Below are 22,612 nucleotides of genomic sequence, written 5' to 3'. Positions count from 1 at the left end.
CCACGGATTGCAACGGAGGCTGACTGATGGACTACGAGATCATTCTGAACGAAACAGGTGAAGCAGGGCTGCTTCAGACAGTCCCGCAGACACCCCGAAGCCCCGGTGCGGGCGAGATACGTCTTCGCCACGAGGCAATCGGCGTGAACTTTGTCGACATATATCATCGGACCGGCCTCTATCCGCTGCCGTCCTTTCCGGCAGTGCTCGGCGTCGAAGGTGCAGGCGTGGTGGAAGCTGTCGGATCGGATGTAACCGACCTCAAGCCAGGCGACAGGGTTGCCTATGCGGGCCTGCCAGTGGGGGCATATGCTTCAACCCGGCTTCTACCGGCCCAAAGGGCGCTGCTACTGCCCGGCACAATTTCCTCGCAGTCGGCAGCAGCGACCATGCTGCGCGGTCTTACCACCCACATGCTTCTGACCGATACATTTCCCGTTGGCTCGGATACAATCATGCTGGTGCATGCAGCCGCAGGCGGACTGGGCACTTTGCTGACTCGCTGGGGCAAGGCTCTTGGAGCAACAGTGATCGGAACCGTCAGCTCGGAAGACAAAGCCGAAATGGCGCGCAAAAATGGCGCCGATCATGTGCTCGTTGGACGCGATTGCGATTTCGTCACAGCCACCCGGCGTCTCACGGATGGACAGGGCGTTCACGTCGCCTATGACGGGATCGGCGGTGAAACTCTGGCCAAAACGGCACAATGCGTGCGCCCGTTTGGAACTCTGGCGAGCATCGGTCAGGCCGGTGGAAAAATCTCCCAGACCGTCATTGATGCACTCGGCAATCAAGCAGATCTTTCTTTCGTCCGGCCAAGCGTGATCGCTTACATCAACGATCTGGATAACTACCGAAACTCCGCCTCCAAGCTTTTCGACATCATGGAAAAGGGACTGACTGGAACGATTGGGGCAACCTATCCGCTGAGCGAGGCAGCACAGGCCCATCGTGCGCTGGAGACGGGAAAATCATCCGGAAGTTTGCTCTTGATTCCCTAGAGCGCGCTTCGGGTCTCAGTACGGAAAGGCGTAGTCCACACCAATCAGATAAAGCCCATAGGGCGGGGCAACCTGCCCGCAGGCCTTGCGATCTTTGGCTTCCAAAGCCGCTTGCAGATCATCCGCCGTCCAGCGGCCAACACCCACTTCCATCAGGCTGCCTGCGAAGGACCTGACCTGATTGTGCAGGAAGGACCGCGCAGAAACGCGCATTTCCACGTAATCGCCGTTGCGGATGACATCGAGCCGGTCGAGCGTCTTGACCGGGCTCTTGGCCTGGCATTGCGTGGCGCGAAACGTCGTGAAGTCGTGCTCGCCCAGGAGCCGCTTTGCTGCTTCGTGCATCGCTTCAGCATCAAGTCGCTTCTGCACCCACCATGCGCGCTGATAATCAACCGCCAGAGGCGCACGGCGATTATGGATACGATAGAGATAATGCCGGGCACGCGCTGAAAAACGCGCATCGAATGTGTCCGTCGTCCTCTCGACATTCAAGATGCTGACGCGCTCATCCGCCATGACGAGGTGCGCATTGACCGCATCGCGCACCTTGCCTGCACCCCAATCCTTGGTGAGATCGACATGCACGACCTGCGCGGTTGCATGCACGCCTGCATCGGTGCGGCCAGCCGCACTCAGCGTCAAATCTTCGCCGCAGAACTTCTTGAATGCCAGTTCGATGGCATTCTGTACCGCATGGCCGTTTTCCTGCCGCTGCCAGCCAACATAGGGCGTGCCGTCATATTCGACAGTGAGCTTGTAGCGCGGCACCGCTTACAGAACCTTCGAAACCTGTGCGCCACGCAGAAATTCTTGCGCGGGCAATGGCTTGCCGCCGGAACGCTGCAACGTAACGAGCCGCACGGCCCCTTCCCCGCAGGCAACCGTCAGGCGATCGTCCAGCACCGTGCCCGGTTCACCGGACCCCTCACCCAGCGCCGAGCGCTGAAGCTTCACACGTTCGACAGCGCCATTGATTTCCATCTCGCACCATGCCCCCGGAAAGGGCGACAGACCGCGAATGGTATTGTGCACGTCCTGTGCCGGCTTCGACCAGTCGATGCGCGCCTCGGCCTTGTCGATCTTGGCGGCATAGGTGACGCCTTCTTCCGCCTGCGGCTGCAAGGCAAGGCTTTCACGCTCAAGCGCGCCCAGCGCACGGATCATCAGGTCGGCGCCGATCATACTCAGACGGTCATGCAGTTCGCCTGCCGTCATGTCCGGCGTGATCGCAACCTTTTCGGCCATGGCAACGGGACCGGTATCGAGCCCGGCATCCATCTTCATGATCATCATGCCGGTTTCGCTATCGCCTGCCATGATGGCACGCTGGATCGGAGCCGCGCCGCGCCAGCGCGGCAGCAGCGAGGCATGGCCGTTATAGCAACCGAGGCGCGGTGCATCCAGAATGGCTTGCGGCAGCAGCAGGCCATAAGCCACGACAATCGCAACATCGGCTTCGAGGCTTGCGAAAACGTCCTGCTCTTCCGCACCCTTGAGGCTCTTCGGCGTGAACACCGGAATGCCGAACTGTTCGGCCTTTTCATGCACCGGTGACTTGGTCAGCTCCAGCCCGCGACGGCCCGCCGGGCGCGGCGGCTGCGTATAGGCCGCAACAACCTCATAACCGTGACCGATGATGGCGGTGAGGATCGGCACGGAAAATTCCGGCGTCCCCATGAAAACGACACGCATTAAAGCACTTTCCCGGGCGCGCGCTGGCTGGCGAGCTTCTTGAACTTCTTGATGACCATATCGCGCTTCAGCTTGGAAATATGATCGATGAAGAGCACGCCGTTCAGATGATCGATCTCATGCTGCAGGCAGGTAGCCATCAGCCCGTCGGCTTCGATCAGATGCTGTTTGCCATCTGCATCGAAGTAATTGACCTTGATGGCGGCTGGCCGTTCCACTTCGGCATAATAATCCGGGATCGAAAGACAGCCTTCCTCATAGGTGCTGACTTCATCCGTCACGCCGACAATCTCGGGATTGATGAAGACATGCGGCGCTTTCGGTTCATCTTCCTTGGCAAGGTCGATGACGAGCATGCGGATCGGTTCGCCTACCTGAATGGCGGCGAGGCCAATGCCCGGCGCATCATACATGGTGTCGAACATGTCGCCGGCAAATTTGCGCAGCTGGTCGTCAAAGCGCTCCACAGGCTTGGAAACCTGGCGCAGGACGGGATCGGGAAGGATGACAAGCGGTTTTACAGACATGGGCTTTCACGTAATGGCTCACGCGAGAATCGTCAATTACACTTTGCAAAATGTTCTCGTTTTGATCTCATCAAGACGATACGAATCAGCTAAGCTCTCTTCATGGAAAACCAGAATCTCCTGAATGAGCCGATTCTGCAGCTCGGTGCCACATCCTTCACGCTGGGGAGTATCCTGCTGGCGGGTATCGTCGTGCTGGTGCTGTGTCTTGCCATTTTTCTGATCGCGGCGACACGTTCCGCCCGGCTTCGTGCGGTTGCGGAAGCACAGGCCGAAGACCGTGCCCGCGATGCGGAATATCGCATGGCGGAAATCCTGAAGGCACAGGCCGAGATGCAGGGCCGGATGCAGACCATGGCCGAGGTATTCGGCTCACGGCAGGCGGAACTCAACCAGTCGATCCGCGAAAGGCTCGACGGCATGACGCATCGCATCGGCCAGACCATGACCGAACAGACCCGCTCGACGCATGAAAATCTCGCCAAATTGCAGGAGCGTCTCGCCGTCATCGACACGGCGCAGAACAATATCCAGTCGCTCGCCGGACAGGTGGTGCAATTGCAGGCGATCCTCGCCAACAAGCAGACGCGCGGCGCTTTCGGCCAGTCGCGCATGGAAGCGATCATTGCCGATGGCCTGCCACAGGGGGCCTACGAGTTTCAGGCAACGCTTTCCAACAGCACCCGCCCCGACTGCCTTGTACGGATGCCGAACAATGCGCCCTCGCTCGTGATCGACGCAAAATTCCCGCTCGAAGCCTGGAATTCGATGCGCGAAACGGAACAGCCGGAGGCGCGCAAGGCAGCAGTCGCCCAGTTCCGCCGCGACATGGAAGTGCATATCAAGGATGTCTCGGACAAGTATCTGATCCCCGGCGAAACACAGGATACGGCTTTTCTGTTCGTGCCGTCGGAGTCCATCTTCGCCGATATTCACGAGCACTTCGAGGCCCTGATCCAGCGTGCGCATCGGGCGCGGGTCGTCATTGTCTCGCCGTCGCTGCTGATGCTGTCGATTCAGGTCATTCAGGCGATCCTGAAGGATGCCCGCATGCGCGAGCAGGCGCATGTGATTCAGGGCGAGGTGATCCGCTTGATGGAAGATGTGGGCCGTTTGGACGAGCGCGTGCGGAAGCTGCAAACGCACTTTGTGCAGGCCAACAAGGATATTGACGATATTCTGGTGTCGTCCAACAAGGTCACCCGGCGCGGCGCGAAGATCGAAGCGCTGGAATTTGGCCCTGCACCCGCAGAGGAGGCATCCCGCCCGCAAACGAGACAGACGGAAAACACTCCCACTCAAATGCGCCTGCGCGTGGTGGATGAGGACTAATTTCTTCGGCTCAGAATAGCGACGCTGTTATTTCCCTCATCCTGAGGAGGCGCGAAGCGCCGTCTCGAAGGACGAGGAAACGCACAACTCGACCCTCATTCTCAGCCTGTCGAAAGGGCCGATAGCATCAAGTATTGGCTGGCCGGTCCGAATGACCGAGATCGCGTTCCGGCCAGACCAGATCGCGCACGCGCTGCTTTAACACCTTGGCTTCCGGAAATCCGCCGTCACGCTTGCGCTCCCAGATGAGTTCTTCACTGCCGTCCGGCATATGAACACGGATTTCAAAAACCCCGCCGGTCCCCGGACGCAGCGCCACTTCGCCTAAGTCCTGCCCGAAAGTCTGTAACAGTTCCTGCGCCATCCACGCAGCACGCAGCAGCCAGTTGCATTGGGTGCAGTAGGTAATGGAGATCGATGGAGACATGTTCAGCACATCCGTATTACTTAGTTCCCGTCACTGTTTTGAAAACACAACAAACCTTATAGAATTTCTCGATATCATATGGAAAATCCGGCACATTACCAGGAAACTGCCCCATGCATTTTTCCCATAAATCAACATAAGATTTACACTTCGCCCAAGCTCTCTTGGAGTCCTTCCCACGAAGCAGTTGAAAACGTACCTTAATAGCGTTCCGGTCATCTGATGGGAAAGTGTTCAACTTTTCAACAAATGGATAAGCCGCTCCCGAATAGTCTACCGGAACCTGTTCAGACGACTTTTGCAGAATGAAAGAATATGCATCTCGCGCCGCATTTTCCAATGCTGGCAAATGATGGTTCAGCCACTGCAACGCTTCTTGCTCTTTGCTACGGCGACTTTCTTCCTCTTTCTCAATGCTATGAGCTGCTCTTTCCGATCGCTCCACAAAAATTTTCAGTATCGAATGACAAAACTCAATCAACGCTTTCAATAGTCCGAACATGCATAATTCCTTATAAAATATTCAAGAAACAACAGAAATAAAAAGGGGCGCCGAAGCGCCCCTAAAACAACTTGAGATCAATCATCGCCCATCTTGAGCGCCTGTATGAAGGCCTCCTGCGGGATTTCGACCTTGCCGAACTGGCGCATGCGCTTCTTGCCTTCCTTCTGCTTTTCCAGAAGTTTGCGCTTGCGCGTCACGTCGCCGCCGTAGCACTTGGCCGTCACGTCCTTGCGCAGTGCCGAGATCGTCTCACGCGCCACGATACGACCGCCGATGGCCGCCTGGATCGGGATCTTGAACATGTGCTGCGGGATCAGTTCCTTCAGCTTTTCGCACAGCGCGCGGCCACGCTTTTCCGCCGCCGAGCGGTGCACCAGCATCGAAAGCGCGTCGACCGGCTCCTCGTTCACGAGGATCGACATCTTGACCAGATCGCCCTCACGGTAATCCGAAAGATTGTAGTCGAACGAAGCATAGCCCTTCGAGATCGACTTCAGACGGTCGTAGAAATCGAACACCACTTCGTTGAGCGGCAGATCATAGGTGATCATGGCGCGCGGGCCGACATAGGTCAGATCAATCTGCAGACCACGGCGCTCCTGGCAGAGCTTCATGATCGCGCCGAGATAATCATCCGGTGTCATGATGGTCGCGCGAATCCAAGGTTCTTCAATCGCATTGATCTTCACCACATCCGGCATATCGGCCGGATTGTGCAGCTCTTTCTGCGAACCGTCCTGCATGTTCAGGCGATAGACAACCGAAGGCGCGGTCGTGATGAGATCGAGATTGAACTCGCGCTCAAGACGCTCCTGAATGATTTCCAGATGCAGGAGACCAAGGAACCCGCAGCGGAAGCCGAAACCAAGCGCAGCAGAGGTTTCCATTTCAAACGAGAACGACGCATCGTTGAGGCGCAGCTTGCCCATGGCAGCGCGCAGATCTTCAAAATCCGCCGCGTCGACCGGGAACAGGCCGCAGAACACGACCGGCTGCGCGGGCTTGAAGCCAGACAGCATCTTGTTCGTCGGGCGGCGATCTTCGGTGATCGTATCGCCGACGCGGGTGTCGGCCACTTCCTTGATCGAAGCGGTGATGAAGCCAAGCTCGCCGGGACCGAGTTCGTCCACCTGAACCATCTTCGGCGTGAACACGCCGGTGCGTTCCACCGGATATTTCGCGCCCGTGCCCATCATGCGGATGGTCTGGCCCTTTTTCAGGACGCCATCAATGATGCGCACCAGAACGATAACGCCAAGATAGCTGTCATACCAGCTATCGACCAGCATGGCCTTGAGCGGCGCATTGCGGTCGCCTTCCTTCGGCGCGGGCAATTGCGTGACGATGGCTTCCAGCACATCCTCGATGCCGATGCCGGTCTTGGCAGAAATGTGCACGGCCTGTGCGGCATCAATGCCGATCACTTCCTCGATCTGCTGCTTGACGCGCTCAGGCTCGGCAGCGGGCAGGTCGATCTTGTTCAGCACAACCACGATTTCATGGTTGTTGTCGATGGCCTGATAGACATTGGCCAGCGTCTGCGCTTCCACGCCCTGAGAGGCGTCCACCACCAGAAGTGAACCTTCGCACGCAGCCAGCGAGCGCGAGACTTCATAGGCGAAGTCGACGTGTCCGGGCGTGTCGATCAGGTTCAGCACATAATCTTCGCCGTTCTTCGCCTTGTAGCTGAGACGGACGGTCTGCGCCTTGATGGTGATGCCGCGCTCGCGCTCGATATCCATCGAGTCGAGAACCTGATCCTTCATCTCGCGCGTGTCCAGCCCGCCGGTCAACTGAATGAGGCGGTCGGCCAGCGTCGATTTGCCGTGGTCGATATGGGCGACGATCGAAAAATTACGAATATGGTCAAGTGGTGTGCTCATGCGCGCGATTTAACAGCAAGAAGCGGAATCTCAAAGCGGTTTTCGGATAAGATCACGCTGAAACAAAAAAACGAACATGGGAAAAAGTCCTGCTATCATGATCGTGACAACAAGTCCCCTTTGCCTTGTGGCCAAAAGGCGATAAATCACCGGCAATATAGATGCATCGCCGCCGCTCAATGCAAGCGGCGCAGCTGGCTTTCATGCAGGAGTTTAGGATGAAGACCGAACCGAACGAAGTCCACAACAGGCCGAAACTGGTCACCGTTTTCGGCGGCTCCGGCTTTGTCGGGCGCGCGGTCGTCGCAAGTCTCACCAAGCGCGGCTATCGCGTGCGCGTTGCCGTGCGCAAGCCGGAAGTTGCCTATTACATGGCTCCGCTCGGCAATGTCGGCCAGATTCAGATGGTGCAGGCCAATGTCCGCAACCGCGCTTCGGTCGAACATGTCGTCAAGGGTTCCGACCATGTCGTGAACCTCGTCGGCATCCTTGCTGAAAGCGGTCGCCAGCGTTTCAACACCGTTCAGGTGCTGGGCGCGAAGAACATCGCCGAAGCCGCCAAGGCCGCAGGCATTCGCATGACGCATCTGTCCTCGCTCGCGGCCGACGTCAATTCGCCATCGGATTACGCACGCACCAAGGGCGAAGGCGAAAACGCAGTTCTTTCCGTTCTGCCGGAAAGCGTCATCCTGCGCCCTTCGATCATTTTCGGTCCTGAAGACCGCTTCTTCAACCGCTTCGCCAACATGGCGCGCTTCTCGCCGTTCCTGCCAGCTATCGGCGGCGGCGAAACGAAGCTCCAGCCGGTCTATGTCGGTGACGTTGCGGAAGCCGTCGCCCGCGCCGTCGATGGCAAGCTGATGCCGGGTGGCGTCTATGAACTCGGCGGCCCGGATGTGCAGCCGTTCAAGAACTGGATGAAGGACATGCTCGGCGTCATCGCCCGCAAGCGCCTCATCATTTCCATGCCCTGGTGGGTTGCCCGTTTGCAGGCATCGATCCTCGGCCTGCTGCCGAACCCGATGCTCACCAACGATCAGGTGACGCTGTTGAAATTCGACAATATCGTTTCCGAAAAGGCGATCAAGGAAGGCCGCACGCTGGAAGGCATGGGCATCACGCCGGAAGGCGTCGACGCCGTGCTGCCATCCTATCTGTGGCGCTACCGCGTTGCCGGCCAGTACACCAAAACCGGTTTTGCGTGAGACATTCCGCTCATCGGAAAATGAACAAGGGGCCGAAAGGCCCCTTTTCTTTTGCTTGGCTTTTATGCGCCAAGCTTTGTCAGGATTTTCGTGCTGACGAGTCGAAAATGGTGATCTTCGAGAACCGGAGCGGAGTGTACTTTATGGTACATGAGCACCGGAAGCGCAGAAGAGTGCCATTTGCAGGCTGTCAGCGCGGAAATAATGGCAAAGCTTACCCCCAGACGAGAAGCGCGGCCAACCCCACCGACCCGACGATCAGGCGCCACCAGCCGAACAGCTTGAAGCCGTGGCGGGACACATAGTCCAGCAGATAGCGCACGACGAAAACGCCCGAGATGAAAGCCATTACGAAGCCGACCCCGATCAGCGCACCATCGTTGAGCGACAGGATATTGCGGCTCTTGTAGAGGTCATAGGCAAAAGCGCCTGCCATGGTCGGCATAGCGAGGAAGAACGAAAACTCCGCCGCCGAGCGCTTGTCGGCCCCCAGCAGAAGCGAGCCGACAATGGTGGAGCCGGAGCGCGACACGCCTGGTATCATGGCCAGGCACTGGATGAAGCCGATGGCGAGGCACATGGGCAGCGGATAATCCATCACATCATGATAGCGCGGACGCAGATTGAGCTGGTCCACCCAGAGCAGGATGAAACCGCCGATGATGAGCATGATGCAGACAAGCATCGGCGTTTCAAACAGCACGCTTTTGATGAAGCCGTGCGCCAGCGCGCCGATGACGGCAGCGGGCAGGAAGGCAACCAGAATGCCGAAGACGAAGCGCCGCGTGCGGGCATCGCGGGGAAAATCGGTCAGGATTTTCAAAAGTTTTGCCGAATAGACGGTCAAGATGGCCAGAATGGCACCAAGCTGGATCAGAACCTCGAAGGTTTTTCCTGTGGATTCAAAACCAAGAAAATGGCCGATCAGCAGCAAATGTCCGGTGGAGGAAACCGGGATAAATTCGGTCAAGCCTTCGATAAGACCGAGAAACGCGGCTTCCAGCAGATTAAAAACATCCATGAAGTCAGCACCTTAGAATATTGGGCACCATGATGGCAGCAAGACCGGGCCGCGATTGCGGTTGCCGAGGCAAAAACGAGCACTTCTAGAGTGTCCTTTGTGCGTCATCACAGACGCACAAAGGACACTCTATTTCCTTAGTTTTACGCATGTCTTTATCCCAAAATCGGTTCCCACTTTCGGGAGACACGCTCAAGCGATTGCTTGTCTCTCGCGGACATAGCCCTTATAGACTTTATATTCCGTTGAGGCGGCGTCGAATCGCTCGGTAGCAGGAATAGCCTGCTGCATGCGCAAACGCCAGCCGCCGTGCTATCTCCGGACGTTCAATTCAAGCTTCAGTCGAGAGTATCGCGTCGATCATGCTTACGCTTTTTCATCATCCCATGTCTTCGGGTTCGCGCTATGTGCGGCTCATCCTCGGCGAGTATGGCGTTGAAGCGGAGTTGATCGAGGAGCGACCGTGGTCGCGTCGCAAAGAATTTCTGGCGCTGAACCCGGCGGGCACCCTGCCCGTTCTTCTGGCTGAAAATGACCTTCCGGTCGTCGGCGCGACGGTGATTGCCGAATATCTGGACGAGACACGCGGCGCCTTGAAACGCAGCCGCCGCCTTCTGCCGGAAAGCCCGATGGAGCGCGCCGAAGTGCGCCGCCTCGTTGACTGGTTTCTACTGAAATTCGAAAATGAAGTCACACGCCACATCGCGCGCGAACGTGTGTTCAAATTGCAGATGGCTGCCGAGATGGGCGGCAGCGCGCCGGATTCTACTGCTATTCGCGCTGCCCGCACCAATATCCGCCAGCACATGAAATATATCGACTGGCTGGCTGCAACGCGCGACTGGCTGGGTGGCGCGCATCCAAGCTATGCCGACATGGCTGCGGCAGCATGCATTTCCGTGCTGGACTACCTCGGCGAAATTGAATGGGGCGAAACCAAAGCGGCGCGTGACTGGTATGCACGCATGAAATCGCGTCCGGCCTTCCGCCCATTGCTTTCTGACCGCGTGCGCGGGCTTGCCCCGGTGGCCCATTATGGCGACCTCGACTTCTAATTCGAAAACCGAAAAGCTGAAGCGCTTCCTGATCGAAGAGGCGAAGGCGGTCGGTTTCGATGCCGTCGCCTTCACTACGCCGGATGCAATTCCGCAAGCGCCCGAACGGCTGCGCCAATATATTGCCGATGGCCACCACGCCGACATGGAATGGATGGAGGAAACCGAGGCGCGCCGCAGCGATCCAAGCGTGCTGTGGCCGGAAGTCCGTTCCATCATGATGCTGGCGATGAATTACGGGCCGGATGCCAACCCGCTCGCCATTCTGGAGCAACAGGATCGCGCGGCCATATCGGTCTACGCGCAAAACCGCGACTATCACGACATCATCAAGGGCAAGCTCAAGCATGTGGCGAGCCGTTTTGCCGCGCGCGCCGGACAGGATGTCAAAGTCTTCGTCGACACCGCGCCCGTCATGGAAAAGCCGCTGGCTGAGGCCGCGGGGCTCGGCTGGCAGGGCAAGCACACCAATCTGGTAAGCCGCGAGCTTGGCTCGTGGCTATTCCTCGGCTCCATCTTCACAACGGCGGAAATTCCGCCCGACGCGCCTGAACGCGACCATTGCGGCTCCTGCCGCGCCTGCCTCGACGCCTGCCCGACCAAGGCCTTCCCCTCGCCCTATCGCATCGATGCGCGACGCTGCATTTCCTATCTCACAATCGAGAACAAGGGGCCGATCCCGCACGAATTCCGCGAGGCGATGGGCAACCGCATCTATGGCTGCGACGATTGCCTTTCCGTCTGCCCTTGGAACAAGTTTGCGCAGGCGACCAGCGAAATGAAGCTGAAAGCCCGTGACGATCTGAAAGCGCCGCGTCTGGCCGATCTGTTGACATTGGATGACCCCGCTTTCCGCACCTTGTTTTCCGGCTCCCCGGTGAAACGGATCGGGCGCGACCGCTTCCTCCGCAATGTGCTGATCGCCACCGGTAACTCCGGTGATAAAACGCTTCTGCCAGATGTCGAACGACTGCTGGAAGACGAAGCGCCTGTCGTGCGCGGCGCAGCTATATGGGCCTTGAAGCAATTGGCCAATCCCGACCATGTGGCTGAAATGCAGAAACGTCTGGCCTCATCGGAAGAGGATGCTACGGTGCAAGCAGAGTGGACCACCGCATCGACCCGAAAATCGGAAGCGATTTTGGGAAAGCACGATGCGTAGATTCAATGGATTAGAGTGTCCTTTGTGCGTCCCAACGGGCGCACGGCGCTCTATGGAGGAAGTTTGATGCGCGTTTTTCTGTTCGGAGCCGGTTATTCTGCCCAGGCCTTTGCTCAAAGGATGACAGGTGAGGCGGAACGCATCGACGGGACAACGCGGCACGAGCAGAAATTCCCGCTCCTTGAAAAGGCGGGCATAAAGCCGATGCTCTTTGACGGTGAAACACCTTCGCCCGACCTTCTGGACCGGCTTGCCCAATCGACCCATGTGGTCGTTTCGATTTCGCCCGGCGAAAGCGGCGACCCGGCGGTCGCCGTTGTAGAAGAAGCGCTTCGTCGCCCCGACAACACCATTCGCTGGATCGGCTATCTGTCGACGGTCGGCGTCTATGGCGACCATCAGGGCCAATGGGTGGACGAGACTGCTCCCTGCAAGCCCGCGTCCCGCCGCAGTCTGGAGCGGGTAGAAGCCGAAGAAGCATGGGGACAATTGAGCGAACGGCACGGAACGCCACTCGCAATCTTGCGTCTTTCCGGCATTTACGGGCCGGGCCGCAACGCCTTCATTAATCTGGAACGCGGTACTGCACGGCGTATCATCAAAGACAATCAGGTCTTCAACCGCATCCACGTCGATGACATCGCCGGTAGCCTGCGTTTTCTGGCGGGGACCAACACAGGCGGCATCTTCAATATCACCGACAATGAACCAAGCCCGCCACAGGATGTCGTCACCTATGCAGCCGAACTGATGGGCATGACGCCGCCGCCGGAGGTCCCCTTCGCGGAAGCCGACATGACGCCGATGGCGCGCTCCTTCTATGGCGAGAACAAGCGTGTCTCCAACCAGCGCATCAGGGGTCTCGGTTATGAATTTGCCTATCCCGACTACAAGACCGCCTTTTCGGCGATGTGGCGCGACGATAGCTGGCACTGATTTGCATTGTTCAGATGCGGCTGTTAAAAATGCGTCCGCAATTGAACCGGGACAAAACAGAATGAGCAGCACCGAACTCGCAACCAGATAAGCCGCAACAGCCTTTCCGACCTGTTGCGGCATCTGCCCCGGACCAATTTCCCTTAAAGCGCATCCCGAAAAGTGTGTAATGATTTTCGGATAAGACACGCGTTGTAAAGAAGGCAGATCGCCGCCCGAATTCTTTCTCGAGCGGATGCTTCGTCATGCCTTTTGATAACAAACAAACTCCACGCTGGAGCTACTCCCTGCCATTTGCGCTCGCGCTGATGGCCCCTTTCGACATTCTCGCCTCGCTGGCCATGGACATCTACCTGCCGGTCGTGCCGTCCATGCCCGCCATCCTGCAAACGACACCCGCCATGGTGCAGCTGACGCTCAGCCTCTACATGGTGATGCTGGGTGTCGGGCAACTGCTGTTCGGCCCGTTGTCGGACCGCTTCGGACGCAGGCCCATCCTACTTGGTGGCGGATTGGTTTTCGCCCTTTCGTCCTTCACGCTGGCGATTACCGACAATGCCGCGCTATTCGTGGCGCTTCGCTTCGTACAGGCAACGGGCGCCTCGGCAGCACTTGTCGCCACTTTCGCAACGGTGCGCGACGTCTATGCGACGCGTCCCGAAGGCGCGACGATCTACGGCCTTTTCAGCGCCATGCTTTCCTTCGTCCCTGCGCTTGGCCCGATTGCCGGTGCACTGATTGCAAAGGGTTTCGGATGGCGGACAATCTTCGCATTGCTGGGCCTGTTCGGTCTCATCGCAACATGGCGCGCCTTGCGCCACTGGCACGAGACACGACCGACCGGCGATGCGCCAAACGCCGGCAGTCTGGGGCGGATCATAAAGGATTTCCGCTTCTGGACCTACACGCTCGGCTTCGCTACGGCGATGGGCACGTTCTTCGTATTCTTTTCTACCGCACCGCGCATTCTGATCGAACGCAGCGGCTTCGGTGAAACAGAATTCAGCCTTGCCTTCGCAAGCGTTGCCGGCGTCATGATCGCCGCCACGCGCATCCTGCCGCGCCAGACGCAGAAATGGGGTGCCCGTACTAGCGTGGCCCTTGGCATGGTCGTGCTCCTTGCCAGCGCGCTCCTGCTTCTGGCGGGAGAGACACTGCTGCAACCATCATTCACAAGCCTCATCGTCCCGATGTGGCTTGCCGCTATCGGGATCGTTCTCACCGCATCGATGACGGCAAATGGTGCGCTTGCAGCTTTTGACGACAATGCGGGCATGGCGGTCGCAGTCTATTTCTGTGTTCAGAGCCTGATCGTCAGTCTCGCAGGAACCGCACTGGTCATTTTCCTGCCTGGCGATACTGCCTGGCCATTGATCACCTTCTGCACCTTCATGCCGTTGCTGGTTCTGGCCATGCTTGCAAGGCTACGAAAGAGCTGAAGGAAATGGCGGTCGGCAGCACAAACTGTCGACCGCCATTGAAGCCCTGCCGTGGACACAGCATAATGCCCGCAATCCGGTTGCCTTGATTCGCAGCCGCAGCCCCTAGAGCGCCATGCGTCCATATGGACGCACAAAGGATGCTCTAACCGATCGAATCTACGCATCGTCTTTCCGAAAATCGAAATCGATTTTCGGGCCGATGCTGTAGGCAAAACATGGAATTGCCCCATGATCGCAAACAGATTGAACAAGATCATTCTCGCAGCTTCGCTGGCCGCAATGATCGCGCCCGACTTCGCGCCAATGGCCATGGCGGAAGACATGCCGGCCAAACAGGCTTTCGGCGGTGAAAGACTTCCTGTGCTGACGCAGCAGCCACAATCCATCGGCTTTTATGCCAAAGGATGCCTCGCCGGTGCTGTGGCATTGCCGACGGATGGACCGAACTGGCAGGTCATGCGCCTTTCGCGCAACCGCCGCTGGGGTCATCCGCGCATGATCGGTCTTCTGGAAAAACTGTCCCGCGATGCAGCACAGGACGGCTGGCCCGGCCTGCTCGTCGGTGACATCTCGCAGCCGCGCGGCGGCCCGATGCTCACCGGCCATGCCTCGCATCAGGTCGGCCTCGATGCAGATATCTGGCTGACACCGATGCCGAAAAAGCGGTTTTCCGATGCCGAACGCGAGAGCGTTTCCGCCGTTTCGATGCTGAAGCCGGATTCGCTTTATGTGGACCCGAAAAAGTGGACCCCTGCCCGCACGGCCCTCATCAAGCATGCCGCAAGCTATCCGGAAGTCGAGCGCATCTTCGTGCATCCGGGCATCAAGAAGCAGCTTTGCGACACAGTGACGGGCGACCGAAGCTGGCTCGGCAAGGTTCGCCCCTATTGGGGGCACTTCTACCATTTCCACGTGCGCCTGACCTGCCAGCCCGGTTCGCCTCAATGCAAGGGACAGCCGAAAGTGGCTGCTGGCGACGGTTGTGACAAGTCGCTCGCCTGGTGGTTTACCGACGAGCCATGGAAACCTGCAAAACCGTCGAAGGAACCGCCGAAAAAGCCGCGTCCGGTGATGGTTTCCGATCTGCCGAAGGCCTGTGCCGCCGTCCTCAACGGCCCTGCGCCGAATTCGGTTGCGGATGTCACCTATGGCGTGCAGTAACGGCTTTTAGCGCTTTTCAGGTCTTTGGCACTTCGCTATAGATTTAAAACGATTTAGAATGCTAATGACAAGGTTATCAACTCGTAAGGTTGCTCATTCATGACGGAACGCCTGCGCATCGCATTGATCGCCCACGACCAGAAGAAGGATGACATGGTCGCCTTCGCCAAAGCGCATGAGCAGGCTTTGGCCCGCTTTGACATCGTGGCGACGGGGACAACTGGCAGCCTCATTCTGGATGCCTGTCCTTCACTCAGCATTCAGCGTGTGAAAAGTGGGCCGCTCGGCGGAGACCAGCAGATCGGCGCGATGATCGCAGAAGGCACGGTGGAAGTGCTCATCTTCTTCATCGACCCGCTGTCCCCGCTTCCGCACGATGTCGATGTGAAGGCGCTGACACGCCTTGGCAGCGTCTACGATATTCCAATGGCGCTCAATCGCGCGACAGCGGAAAAGCTGATCAAGGCGCTTGATTAGAGCGCATCCCGAAAAGTGTGAAATGGTTTTCGGAAAAGATGCGCGTAAAAACAAATGATTAGAGCACCGATCTGATTCAATCAGATCGAAACGCGCTCTAATCCTGCACAAGACAGGCTCGCCCGCGGAAGACCACTGCGGGCGGAAGACATGACCAGGGAGAGGACATGCTGGCGACTACAGCATGTCTCCCAAAAGTGGGAACCGGCTTTGGGACAAAGACATGCATGAAAACAAAGAGATAGAGCTGGTCGAACAAGGTTTCCGGTTTCCAGTACTCGTCGGCGATATCGGCGGCACCAATGCCCGCTTTGCTATCCTGGTGGATTCCAATGCAGAGCCGAAGGAATTTCCCGTTCTCCAGACGGCGGATTATGCAACCATCGATGAGGCGATACAGAGCGCCATTCTTGATCACACTTCGATCCGGCCACGCTCCGCAATTCTCGCCGTGGCCGGTCCCGTCGACGGTGACGAAATCGACCTCACCAATTGCGACTGGGTCGTGCGTCCGAAGAAGATGATCGCCGATCTCGGTTTCGAGGACGTGACCGTACTGAACGATTTCGAGGCGCAGGCGCTTGCCGTCGTGTCTCTCGGCAGCGATCATCTGGAACAGATTGGCGGCAAGCCGGAAGAAGTGATTGCCACCCGCGTCGTACTCGGACCGGGCACGGGGCTTGGCGTTGCCGGTCTTGTCCGCACACGCCATGCATGGGTGCCGGTGCCTGGCGAAGGCGGCCATATCGATATCGGCCCACGCACTGAACGCGATTATCAGGTCTTCCCGCATATCGAACGCATCGACGGCCGCGTCGCTGGCGAACAGATCCTGTGCGGCCGCGGCCTGCGCAATCTCTATCTTGCCATATGTGCCGCCGACAAGGTGACGCCAACGCTGGAAACACCTGCCGACATCACTTCAGCAGGGCTCGATGGCAGCAATGCGCAGGCGGAAGAAACCCTGCATCTGTTCGTCACCTATCTCGGACGCGTTGCAGGCGATCTGGCGCTGATCTTCATGGCGCATGGCGGTGTCTATCTTTCCGGCGGCATTCCGCAGCGCATCCTTTCTGCGCTCAAGTCCGGCGCTTTTCGCGAAGCATTCGAAGACAAAGCCCCGCACAAGGCCATCATGCGCGACATTCCTGTCCGCGTGATCACGCACCAGCTTGCAGCCCTCACAGGGCTTTCCGCCTTTGCGCAGGCCCCCGCCCGTTTCGAAGTTTCGACCGAAGGACGCCGCTGGCGCATTAGAGCATGATTCCGAAAAGTGGGAACCGGTTTTCGGGTAAAATCATGCTCAAACAAAAACTTAGAGCGGGATGATGGTTCAGCTTAAAAACATCCCGCTCTGACCGGCAAAGCTTGAGGATGGTCAAGCCGCACGGATAACGTTATAGAAACGCTGCACTGAAATTGCCGATGGCTTTTTCAGTGCAGCGTTTCCGTATGGGAAGTCGTATTTTTCAACGATAGCCGCCGGACCTGCCGGAGGGCTAAGAGACAAAAAGCGCTTTTGCACGTGAGTCTATTTAAGAAGAAAAACAAGAAGATCGATACGGGCGAAGCCACCCGCGTAATCCGGCGCATGATGTCGGAAAACATCCGCGAATATAAAAAGAATTACATTATCGCCATTCTGGCATCGCTCATCGTCGGCGGATCGAATGGCGCATTGGCCTATATGATGAAGCCGATGATCGACAAGATCTTCTATGAGCAAAATCTCGCTCTGGTCTGGGTCATTTGTGGCACATTGCTGGCCATCTTCGTATTGCGTGGCATTTCCGGCTATATACAGGCTGTGGAACTGGCCAAGATCGGTAACAATCTGGTCGCGCGCTACCAAAAGCGCATTTTCGACCATCTGATGAAGCTCGGTCTCGATTTCTATAACGACACCCGTTCCGGTCATCTGGCAGCGCAGATCAATCAGAACGTTTCCGGCATTCGCGATCTGCTCAACATGACGATTTCGTCGATCGCGCGCGATTTCATCTCACTCGTCGGTCTCGTCGGCATGATGTTCTACATGGACCCGGTTCTGTCCGTTGCGATTTTCCTGATCGGACCGCCGCTTATTCTCGCCGTTGCCTATATTTCACGCCGCATTCGCTCCGTCACCCGTGATCTCGTGCATCTCAATTCCCATTTGCTGGGTGCGATGCAGGAATCGATTCAGGGCATTGCCATCGTCAAAGCCTTTACGATGGAAGATCAGCTACGCGCCAAGATCGGCAAGCTCATCGACCAGTCCGAAGGCCGCAGCAACAAGATCGCCAAGGTCTCCGAGCGCACGACGCCCATTTCTGAAATGCTGGCAGGTTTTGCCGTCTCCGGCGTGCTGGCCTATAGCGGCTATCGCGCAATTCTCGAACAGCAGCCTCCCGGCGCGACCTTTGCCTTCATCACCGCAATGCTGCTTGCCTACGATCCGGCTCGCCGCCTCGCCCGCCTTCAGGTCGGGCTGGAAAAGGCGCTCGTCAATGCGCGCATGATCTATGAAGTGCTGGATATAGAGCCGCGCCAGCGCGATCTTCCAAACGCCGTGGAACTGAAAGCCGGTCCTGGCGAAATCCGCTTCGAGGATATCTATTTCTCCTATAACGAGACCGCGCCGGTGCTTCACGGCGTCAGCTTCGTCGCCAAGGCGGGCGAAACCACTGCCGTGGTCGGCGCGTCAGGCGCGGGCAAATCGACGCTCATCAATCTTGTCCAGCGCTTCTACGATCTCGACAGCGGCAAGATCCTGTTCGACGGACAGGATATCGCACAGGTCAAGAAGCAGTCGCTGCGCCATGCCATCGCCTATGTCTCGCAGCAGCCCTATCTGTTTGAAGGCACCATTGCCGACAATATCCGCTATGGCCGCCCGGACGCGACGGATGAGGAAATCATCGAGGCGGCGAAACTTGCCCATGCGCATGAATTCATCCTGCAACAGCCGCAGGGCTACGACACGCCGGTCGGCGAAAACGGCGTGACGCTTTCTGGCGGCCAGCGCCAGCGCGTCTCGATCGCTCGCGCCATCGTGCGCAATGCGCCGGTTCTCCTGCTCGACGAAGCGACTTCCGCCCTCGACAACGAATCGGAGAAGCGGGTCCAGCAAGCGCTGGAAGGCATCATGCAGAACCGCACCACAATCGTGATTGCCCATCGTCTTTCCACGGTGGTCAATGCAAATCGCATCGTGGTGATGGAAGCTGGTCGTGTGGTGGAAGAAGGGCGTCACGACGATCTGATCGGCATCCAGAACGGCGTTTATGCCCGCTTTTATCAATTGCAGAGCGGCAACGGCGATATCATCACCGAAAAAACGGCAGAAGAATTGCGGACAGGAGAACCCCGATGAGCGGAGAAACGCAGAACAGCGAAGTGGGCCTCGTCGTCGTCGGCGCTGGCGGACGCATGGGCCAGACGTTGATCCGGACCATCCAGACCATCGAAGGCGCGAAACTGGTCGGTGCCATCGAACGCTCCAGCTCGCCACTTCTCGGCAGGGATGCGGGCGAAGTCACCGGCATTGGCCCGCTCGGCGTGACAATCACCGACGATCCGTTGCCGGTCTTTGCCAAGGCGCAGGGCGTCCTCGATTTCACAAGCCCTGCGGCAAGCGTGGAATTTGCAGGGCTTGCTGCGCAAGCGCGCATCGTGCACGTCATCGGCACGACGGGCTGCTCGGCTGAAGACGACGAGAAAATCCGCGCCGCCGCCCGCCATGCCACCATCGTCAAATCCGGCAATATGAGCCTCGGCGTCAATCTTCTGTCCGTTCTGGTGCAGAAAGCAGCCCAAGCGCTCGATCCTGCGGATTTCGACATCGAAATTCTCGAGATGCATCACAAGCACAAGGTCGATGCACCGTCCGGCACCGCGCTGCTTCTCGGCGAAGCGGCAGCGAAGGGGCGCGACATTGCATTGGCGGAAAACAGCGTGCGCGTGCGTGACGGTTATACCGGCCCGCGCGAAACCGGCTCCATCGGTTTTGCAACATTGCGCGGCGGTTCGGTCATCGGCGATCATTCGGTGATTCTGGCCGGTCCCGGTGAACGCGTCGTTCTCTCCCATCATGCCGAAGACCGGTCGGTGTTCGCACGCGGTGCCATCAAGGCTGCACTCTGGGCCCATGGCAAAAAGCCCGGTCTCTATTCGATGCTCGATGTTCTCGGGCTGAACGACTGATCGTTTCCACCGGAGCGCCGATCCGACCTGTTCAGATCAGCTCTCCAGAGTTTTGTCTTATCGCGCATCTTATCCGAAAACCGCTTCACACTTTTCGGGATGCGCTCTCTAACGGAGCGTTGCATATGTCTCGTACTCTCGTCCTGGTCCGCCACGGTCAAAGCGAGTGGAACCTCAAGAACCTCTTCACCGGATGGCGCGATCCGGGCCTGACCGAACAGGGCCATGCCGAGGCCAAGGCCGCAGGCCAGCGCCTGAAAGCTGCCGGTCTGAAGTTCGACATCGCCTATACGTCTGCGCTGTCGCGTGCGCAGGTGACCTGCCAGCACATTCTGGACCAGCTCGGTCAGTCTGATCTCAAGACGATCCGCGATCAGGCCCTGAACGAGCGCGACTATGGCGATCTGTCCGGCCTCAACAAGGATGATGCCCGCGCCAAGTGGGGCGAGGAACAGGTCCATATCTGGCGCCGTTCCTACGACGTCCCGCCTCCGGGCGGCGAAAGCCTGAAGGATACCGGCGCGCGCGTTTGGCCGTACTATCTGCACACGGTGCAGCCACACGTGCTGCGCGGCGAAACCGTTCTGGTTGCAGCCCACGGCAATTCGCTCCGCGCACTGATCATGGCGCTCGATGGTCTGACACCGGAACAGATTCTCAAGCAGGAGCTCAACACCGGTGTTCCGGTCGTTTACCGGCTCAATGCCGATTCGACTGTCGCTTCGAAGGAAATTCTCGAAGCCTGATAGCTGTTTGGCTGTGAATTCGTCGGGCGCGCCAGCGCGCTCGTCCCTCATTTCAACGCGAAAAAAGCATTGGCTGAAAAAAAGCTGGCTGAATGTCGAAAACGCGATTGACAGAGACAGGTCGACCCCTTAGATGGGTCCTCGTCGCCCAGATGGCGGAATTGGTAGACGCACCAGCTTCAGGTGCTGGCGCTCGCAAGGGCGTGGAGGTTCGAGTCCTCTTCTGGGCACCATTTCCAAGTCTTCAGACCACTACCAAGGTCCAGAAGCACCTCAAAAAGCCCGCGCAAGCGGGCTTTTTTGTTTCTGGATTGTCGTCCCGACAGGATCAAGCTTCAAGCCGGTTAATCCGACCAACAGATTTGGCAGTCGATGCAGTTTTCTCCCTCCGAACGCGACGCTTTCTTCGAATTGCTGAAATGGCGGCGCGATGTCCGTCACTTCAGCGATAGAGCCATAGACGGCGGAATCATCGATGCTTTGCACGAAGCGATGGATTATGCTCCCTCCGTCGGCAATGCCCGCCCCTGGCGCGTGATTTCAGTTGAAACTGCTGCAATACGTGCAGCGGTGCACGACAACTTTCTGGAAGCCAACCGGTCGGCCGCACAAATCTATGAAGGCTCGCGCGCGGAGCATTACCGCGATTTGAAACTGGAAGGCATCCGCGTTGCTCCAGTGCAGCTTGCCATTTTTACCGAGACTGCGCCCGTCGAAGGGCAAGGCCTCGGCAGACAATCCATGGCCAATACCCTGGAGCACAGCACGGCAATGGCGGTCCAGAATCTCAATCTGGCGGCAAGATCGTTCGGGCTTGGCGTCGGTATGGTTTCCATTCTCGATCCACATGCAATGGAAACGCTTTTCAAGACTCCGCCCAGCTGGCGCTTCAGCCTCTATCTGTGCATCGGCTGGCCACTGGCTGATGACGACACACCCCTGCTGCACCGAAACGGCTGGCAGAAAAACAAAGCGACGATCTGGCATCGTTCCTAGAGCGCAAGAGACGCAAGGCGGCAGAAATACCTCCTGACAGCCCGCATCTATCCTGATCCGCCCCTACCTTGTAAGGTAGGCCCCGCGTGGCGGGCTTTCTGGGAGGAAAATCATGCGACGGATCATTGTTGGAACGTTTCTGAGCCTCGACGGCGTGATGCAGGCGCCAGGTGGGCCGGAGGAAGATCGTACCGGCCAATTCGAATATGGCGGCTGGACAGTGCCCTATTGGGACGATGTGGTTGCCGGAGCCATGGGTGAAAGCTTTTCCAAGCCGTTCGACCTGCTTTTGGGCAGACGCACCTACGATATTTTTGCTGCCCACTGGCCGCATCAGGTAACAGACCCCAACGACCCCGGCTTCGTATCCGGCGAAGGCGAGATCACCAAAATGTTCAATGATGTAACGAAATATGTCGCGACGCACAGGCCGGAAAGCCTGAACTGGCAGAACAGTGAACTGCTGGGCGACGATATCATCGCCTCATTGAGAGCCATCAAGGCCACCGAAGGCCCTGACCTGTCAGTCTCGGGCAGCAGCGAACTGGTCCATCAGTTACTTGCCAGCGATCTGGTCGATGAGTTGCGGCTGTTGATCTATCCGGTCATCCTTGGCAAAGGTAAGCGTCTCTTCGACGGGCAATCCGTGCCATCAGCCTTCAAGCTGGTCAGCTCCACCACATCGCCCAGCGGCGTCATCATTGCCAATTATCAGCGTTCAGGCGAACTCAAGACCGGATCTTTTGCGATGGACCACCCATCGGAAGAAGAAATCGAGCGACGTAAGAACCTTTCCTGATTCCAGCCGGGCTTCCCGAACCATTGGAGTAGAGAACCCGCCCCTTCGGCAAGGCTT

At 57.9% G+C, this 22,612-nt stretch carries 22 protein-coding genes and 1 tRNA gene; 16 read left to right on the top strand and 7 right to left on the bottom strand.

Annotated elements, in window-relative coordinates:
- The first annotated feature begins 26 nt into the window (after positions 1-26).
- Positions 27-1,001, top strand: coding sequence for a quinone oxidoreductase family protein (locus OANT_RS06955; RefSeq protein ID WP_012091438.1), 975 nt, complete (start codon positions 27-29; stop codon positions 999-1,001).
- Positions 1,002-1,016: 15 nt separating this feature from the next.
- Here the strand turns inward: OANT_RS06955 and truA are convergent, their stop codons facing one another.
- Genes truA through def form a run of 3 tightly spaced genes read right to left on the bottom strand, consistent with a single transcriptional unit; the run spans position 1,017 to position 3,223 of the window.
- Positions 1,017-1,772, bottom strand: a complete 756-nt coding sequence (gene truA, locus OANT_RS06950) for a tRNA pseudouridine(38-40) synthase TruA (protein WP_012091437.1) — start codon at positions 1,770-1,772, stop codon at positions 1,017-1,019.
- A 3-nt stretch (positions 1,773-1,775) separates the two neighbouring features.
- On the bottom strand, positions 1,776-2,696 hold the full coding sequence (gene fmt / locus OANT_RS06945) for a methionyl-tRNA formyltransferase (RefSeq protein ID WP_012091436.1): 921 nt from the start codon (positions 2,694-2,696) through the stop codon (positions 1,776-1,778).
- Entirely contained in the window at positions 2,696-3,223 is a 528-nt protein-coding gene (def, locus tag OANT_RS06940) for a peptide deformylase (protein WP_010659411.1), read from the bottom strand. Before def ends, fmt begins: the two co-directional genes overlap by 1 nt.
- 102 nt (positions 3,224-3,325) lie before the next feature.
- Between def and OANT_RS06935 the strand changes: the two genes are divergently transcribed.
- A complete protein-coding gene (locus tag OANT_RS06935; RefSeq protein WP_012091435.1) occupies positions 3,326-4,555 on the top strand; it encodes a DNA recombination protein RmuC in 1,230 nt (409 codons plus the stop codon).
- A gap of 127 nt (positions 4,556-4,682) precedes the next feature.
- Here OANT_RS06935 and OANT_RS06930 read toward each other — a convergent pair whose 3' ends face one another.
- The 3 genes from OANT_RS06930 to lepA form a co-directional block, all read right to left on the bottom strand.
- Complete coding sequence (locus tag OANT_RS06930) at positions 4,683-4,982, bottom strand: Rdx family protein (protein ID WP_012091434.1); 300 nt, start codon at positions 4,980-4,982, stop codon at positions 4,683-4,685.
- A 16-nt stretch (positions 4,983-4,998) separates the two neighbouring features.
- Complete coding sequence (locus OANT_RS06925; RefSeq protein WP_040129115.1) at positions 4,999-5,484, bottom strand: hypothetical protein; 486 nt, start codon at positions 5,482-5,484, stop codon at positions 4,999-5,001.
- A gap of 77 nt (positions 5,485-5,561) precedes the next feature.
- Complete coding sequence (lepA, locus tag OANT_RS06920; RefSeq protein ID WP_010659407.1) at positions 5,562-7,370, bottom strand: translation elongation factor 4; 1,809 nt, start codon at positions 7,368-7,370, stop codon at positions 5,562-5,564.
- 218 nt (positions 7,371-7,588) lie between these two features.
- Between lepA and OANT_RS06915 the strand changes: the two genes are divergently transcribed.
- Positions 7,589-8,575 (top strand): complex I NDUFA9 subunit family protein, encoded by a 987-nt coding sequence (locus OANT_RS06915; protein WP_012091433.1) that lies wholly within the window; start codon positions 7,589-7,591, stop codon positions 8,573-8,575.
- Positions 8,576-8,789: 214 nt separating this feature from the next.
- On the opposite strand, the gene OANT_RS06910 is transcribed toward OANT_RS06915, so the two are convergent.
- A complete protein-coding gene (locus OANT_RS06910) occupies positions 8,790-9,596 on the bottom strand; it encodes an undecaprenyl-diphosphate phosphatase (RefSeq protein WP_010659405.1) in 807 nt (268 codons plus the stop codon).
- 362 nt (positions 9,597-9,958) lie between these two features.
- Between OANT_RS06910 and OANT_RS06905 the strand changes: the two genes are divergently transcribed.
- From OANT_RS06905 to OANT_RS06845, 13 genes are all read left to right on the top strand, one after another.
- On the top strand, positions 9,959-10,651 hold the full coding sequence (locus OANT_RS06905; protein WP_010659404.1) for a glutathione S-transferase family protein: 693 nt from the start codon (positions 9,959-9,961) through the stop codon (positions 10,649-10,651).
- Positions 10,632-11,813, top strand: coding sequence for a tRNA epoxyqueuosine(34) reductase QueG (queG, locus tag OANT_RS06900; RefSeq protein ID WP_012091432.1), 1,182 nt, complete (start codon positions 10,632-10,634; stop codon positions 11,811-11,813). The genes OANT_RS06905 and queG overlap by 20 nt, the downstream gene beginning before the upstream one ends.
- Positions 11,814-11,879: 66 nt before the next feature.
- Positions 11,880-12,749 carry an SDR family oxidoreductase gene (locus tag OANT_RS06895; RefSeq protein ID WP_012091431.1) on the top strand — a complete coding sequence of 290 codons (870 nt, stop codon included), beginning with the start codon at positions 11,880-11,882 and terminating at the stop codon, positions 12,747-12,749.
- A gap of 245 nt (positions 12,750-12,994) precedes the next feature.
- Positions 12,995-14,188, top strand: coding sequence for a CmlA/FloR family chloramphenicol efflux MFS transporter (cml, locus tag OANT_RS06890; RefSeq protein ID WP_012091430.1), 1,194 nt, complete (start codon positions 12,995-12,997; stop codon positions 14,186-14,188).
- A 231-nt stretch (positions 14,189-14,419) separates the two neighbouring features.
- On the top strand, positions 14,420-15,352 hold the full coding sequence (gene mepA / locus OANT_RS06885; protein ID WP_012091429.1) for a penicillin-insensitive murein endopeptidase: 933 nt from the start codon (positions 14,420-14,422) through the stop codon (positions 15,350-15,352).
- A 99-nt stretch (positions 15,353-15,451) separates the two neighbouring features.
- Positions 15,452-15,829: a methylglyoxal synthase gene (locus OANT_RS06880; protein WP_010659399.1), complete on the top strand. Its 378-nt coding sequence runs from the start codon at positions 15,452-15,454 to the stop codon at positions 15,827-15,829.
- 223 nt (positions 15,830-16,052) lie between these two features.
- Complete coding sequence (locus OANT_RS06875; RefSeq protein ID WP_012091428.1) at positions 16,053-17,093, top strand: glucokinase; 1,041 nt, start codon at positions 16,053-16,055, stop codon at positions 17,091-17,093.
- A 261-nt stretch (positions 17,094-17,354) separates the two neighbouring features.
- Positions 17,355-19,184 carry an ABC transporter ATP-binding protein gene (locus tag OANT_RS06870; RefSeq protein WP_012091427.1) on the top strand — a complete coding sequence of 610 codons (1,830 nt, stop codon included), beginning with the start codon at positions 17,355-17,357 and terminating at the stop codon, positions 19,182-19,184.
- Positions 19,181-20,014 (top strand): 4-hydroxy-tetrahydrodipicolinate reductase, encoded by an 834-nt coding sequence (dapB, locus tag OANT_RS06865; protein ID WP_012091426.1) that lies wholly within the window; start codon positions 19,181-19,183, stop codon positions 20,012-20,014. The genes OANT_RS06870 and dapB overlap by 4 nt, the downstream gene beginning before the upstream one ends.
- A 125-nt stretch (positions 20,015-20,139) precedes the next feature.
- Positions 20,140-20,760: a 2,3-bisphosphoglycerate-dependent phosphoglycerate mutase gene (locus OANT_RS06860; RefSeq protein ID WP_010659395.1), complete on the top strand. Its 621-nt coding sequence runs from the start codon at positions 20,140-20,142 to the stop codon at positions 20,758-20,760.
- Between the two features lie 146 nt (positions 20,761-20,906).
- A tRNA-Leu gene (locus OANT_RS06855) sits at positions 20,907-20,993 on the top strand.
- A 139-nt stretch (positions 20,994-21,132) separates the two neighbouring features.
- On the top strand, positions 21,133-21,756 hold the full coding sequence (gene bluB, locus OANT_RS06850; RefSeq protein WP_012091425.1) for a 5,6-dimethylbenzimidazole synthase: 624 nt from the start codon (positions 21,133-21,135) through the stop codon (positions 21,754-21,756).
- A gap of 112 nt (positions 21,757-21,868) precedes the next feature.
- Positions 21,869-22,555 carry a dihydrofolate reductase family protein gene (locus OANT_RS06845; protein WP_012091424.1) on the top strand — a complete coding sequence of 229 codons (687 nt, stop codon included), beginning with the start codon at positions 21,869-21,871 and terminating at the stop codon, positions 22,553-22,555.
- Positions 22,556-22,612: the final 57 nt, after the last annotated feature.

Source organism: Brucella anthropi ATCC 49188, assembly GCF_000017405.1.
Classification (GTDB): domain Bacteria; phylum Pseudomonadota; class Alphaproteobacteria; order Rhizobiales; family Rhizobiaceae; genus Brucella; species Brucella anthropi.
Note: the sequence above shows the minus strand (reverse complement) of the source record. Positions and strands in the feature narration are given on the sequence as shown.

Coding starts and splice junctions, on each gene's coding strand:
- OANT_RS06955 (WP_012091438.1), top strand. CDS start 27: ATGGACTACGAGATCATTCTGAACGAAACAGGTGAAGCAGGGCTGCTT.
- fmt (WP_012091436.1), bottom strand. CDS start 2,696: ATGCGTGTCGTTTTCATGGGGACGCCGGAATTTTCCGTGCCGATCCTC.
- def (WP_010659411.1), bottom strand. CDS start 3,223: ATGTCTGTAAAACCGCTTGTCATCCTTCCCGATCCCGTCCTGCGCCAG.
- OANT_RS06935 (WP_012091435.1), top strand. CDS start 3,326: ATGGAAAACCAGAATCTCCTGAATGAGCCGATTCTGCAGCTCGGTGCC.
- OANT_RS06930 (WP_012091434.1), bottom strand. CDS start 4,982: ATGTCTCCATCGATCTCCATTACCTACTGCACCCAATGCAACTGGCTG.
- OANT_RS06925 (WP_040129115.1), bottom strand. CDS start 5,484: ATGTTCGGACTATTGAAAGCGTTGATTGAGTTTTGTCATTCGATACTG.
- lepA (WP_010659407.1), bottom strand. CDS start 7,370: ATGAGCACACCACTTGACCATATTCGTAATTTTTCGATCGTCGCCCAT.
- OANT_RS06915 (WP_012091433.1), top strand. CDS start 7,589: ATGAAGACCGAACCGAACGAAGTCCACAACAGGCCGAAACTGGTCACC.
- OANT_RS06910 (WP_010659405.1), bottom strand. CDS start 9,596: ATGGATGTTTTTAATCTGCTGGAAGCCGCGTTTCTCGGTCTTATCGAA.
- OANT_RS06905 (WP_010659404.1), top strand. CDS start 9,959: ATGCTTACGCTTTTTCATCATCCCATGTCTTCGGGTTCGCGCTATGTG.
- queG (WP_012091432.1), top strand. CDS start 10,632: ATGGCGACCTCGACTTCTAATTCGAAAACCGAAAAGCTGAAGCGCTTC.
- OANT_RS06895 (WP_012091431.1), top strand. CDS start 11,880: ATGCGCGTTTTTCTGTTCGGAGCCGGTTATTCTGCCCAGGCCTTTGCT.
- cml (WP_012091430.1), top strand. CDS start 12,995: ATGCCTTTTGATAACAAACAAACTCCACGCTGGAGCTACTCCCTGCCA.
- mepA (WP_012091429.1), top strand. CDS start 14,420: ATGATCGCAAACAGATTGAACAAGATCATTCTCGCAGCTTCGCTGGCC.
- OANT_RS06880 (WP_010659399.1), top strand. CDS start 15,452: ATGACGGAACGCCTGCGCATCGCATTGATCGCCCACGACCAGAAGAAG.
- OANT_RS06875 (WP_012091428.1), top strand. CDS start 16,053: ATGCATGAAAACAAAGAGATAGAGCTGGTCGAACAAGGTTTCCGGTTT.
- dapB (WP_012091426.1), top strand. CDS start 19,181: ATGAGCGGAGAAACGCAGAACAGCGAAGTGGGCCTCGTCGTCGTCGGC.
- OANT_RS06860 (WP_010659395.1), top strand. CDS start 20,140: ATGTCTCGTACTCTCGTCCTGGTCCGCCACGGTCAAAGCGAGTGGAAC.
- bluB (WP_012091425.1), top strand. CDS start 21,133: ATGCAGTTTTCTCCCTCCGAACGCGACGCTTTCTTCGAATTGCTGAAA.
- OANT_RS06845 (WP_012091424.1), top strand. CDS start 21,869: ATGCGACGGATCATTGTTGGAACGTTTCTGAGCCTCGACGGCGTGATG.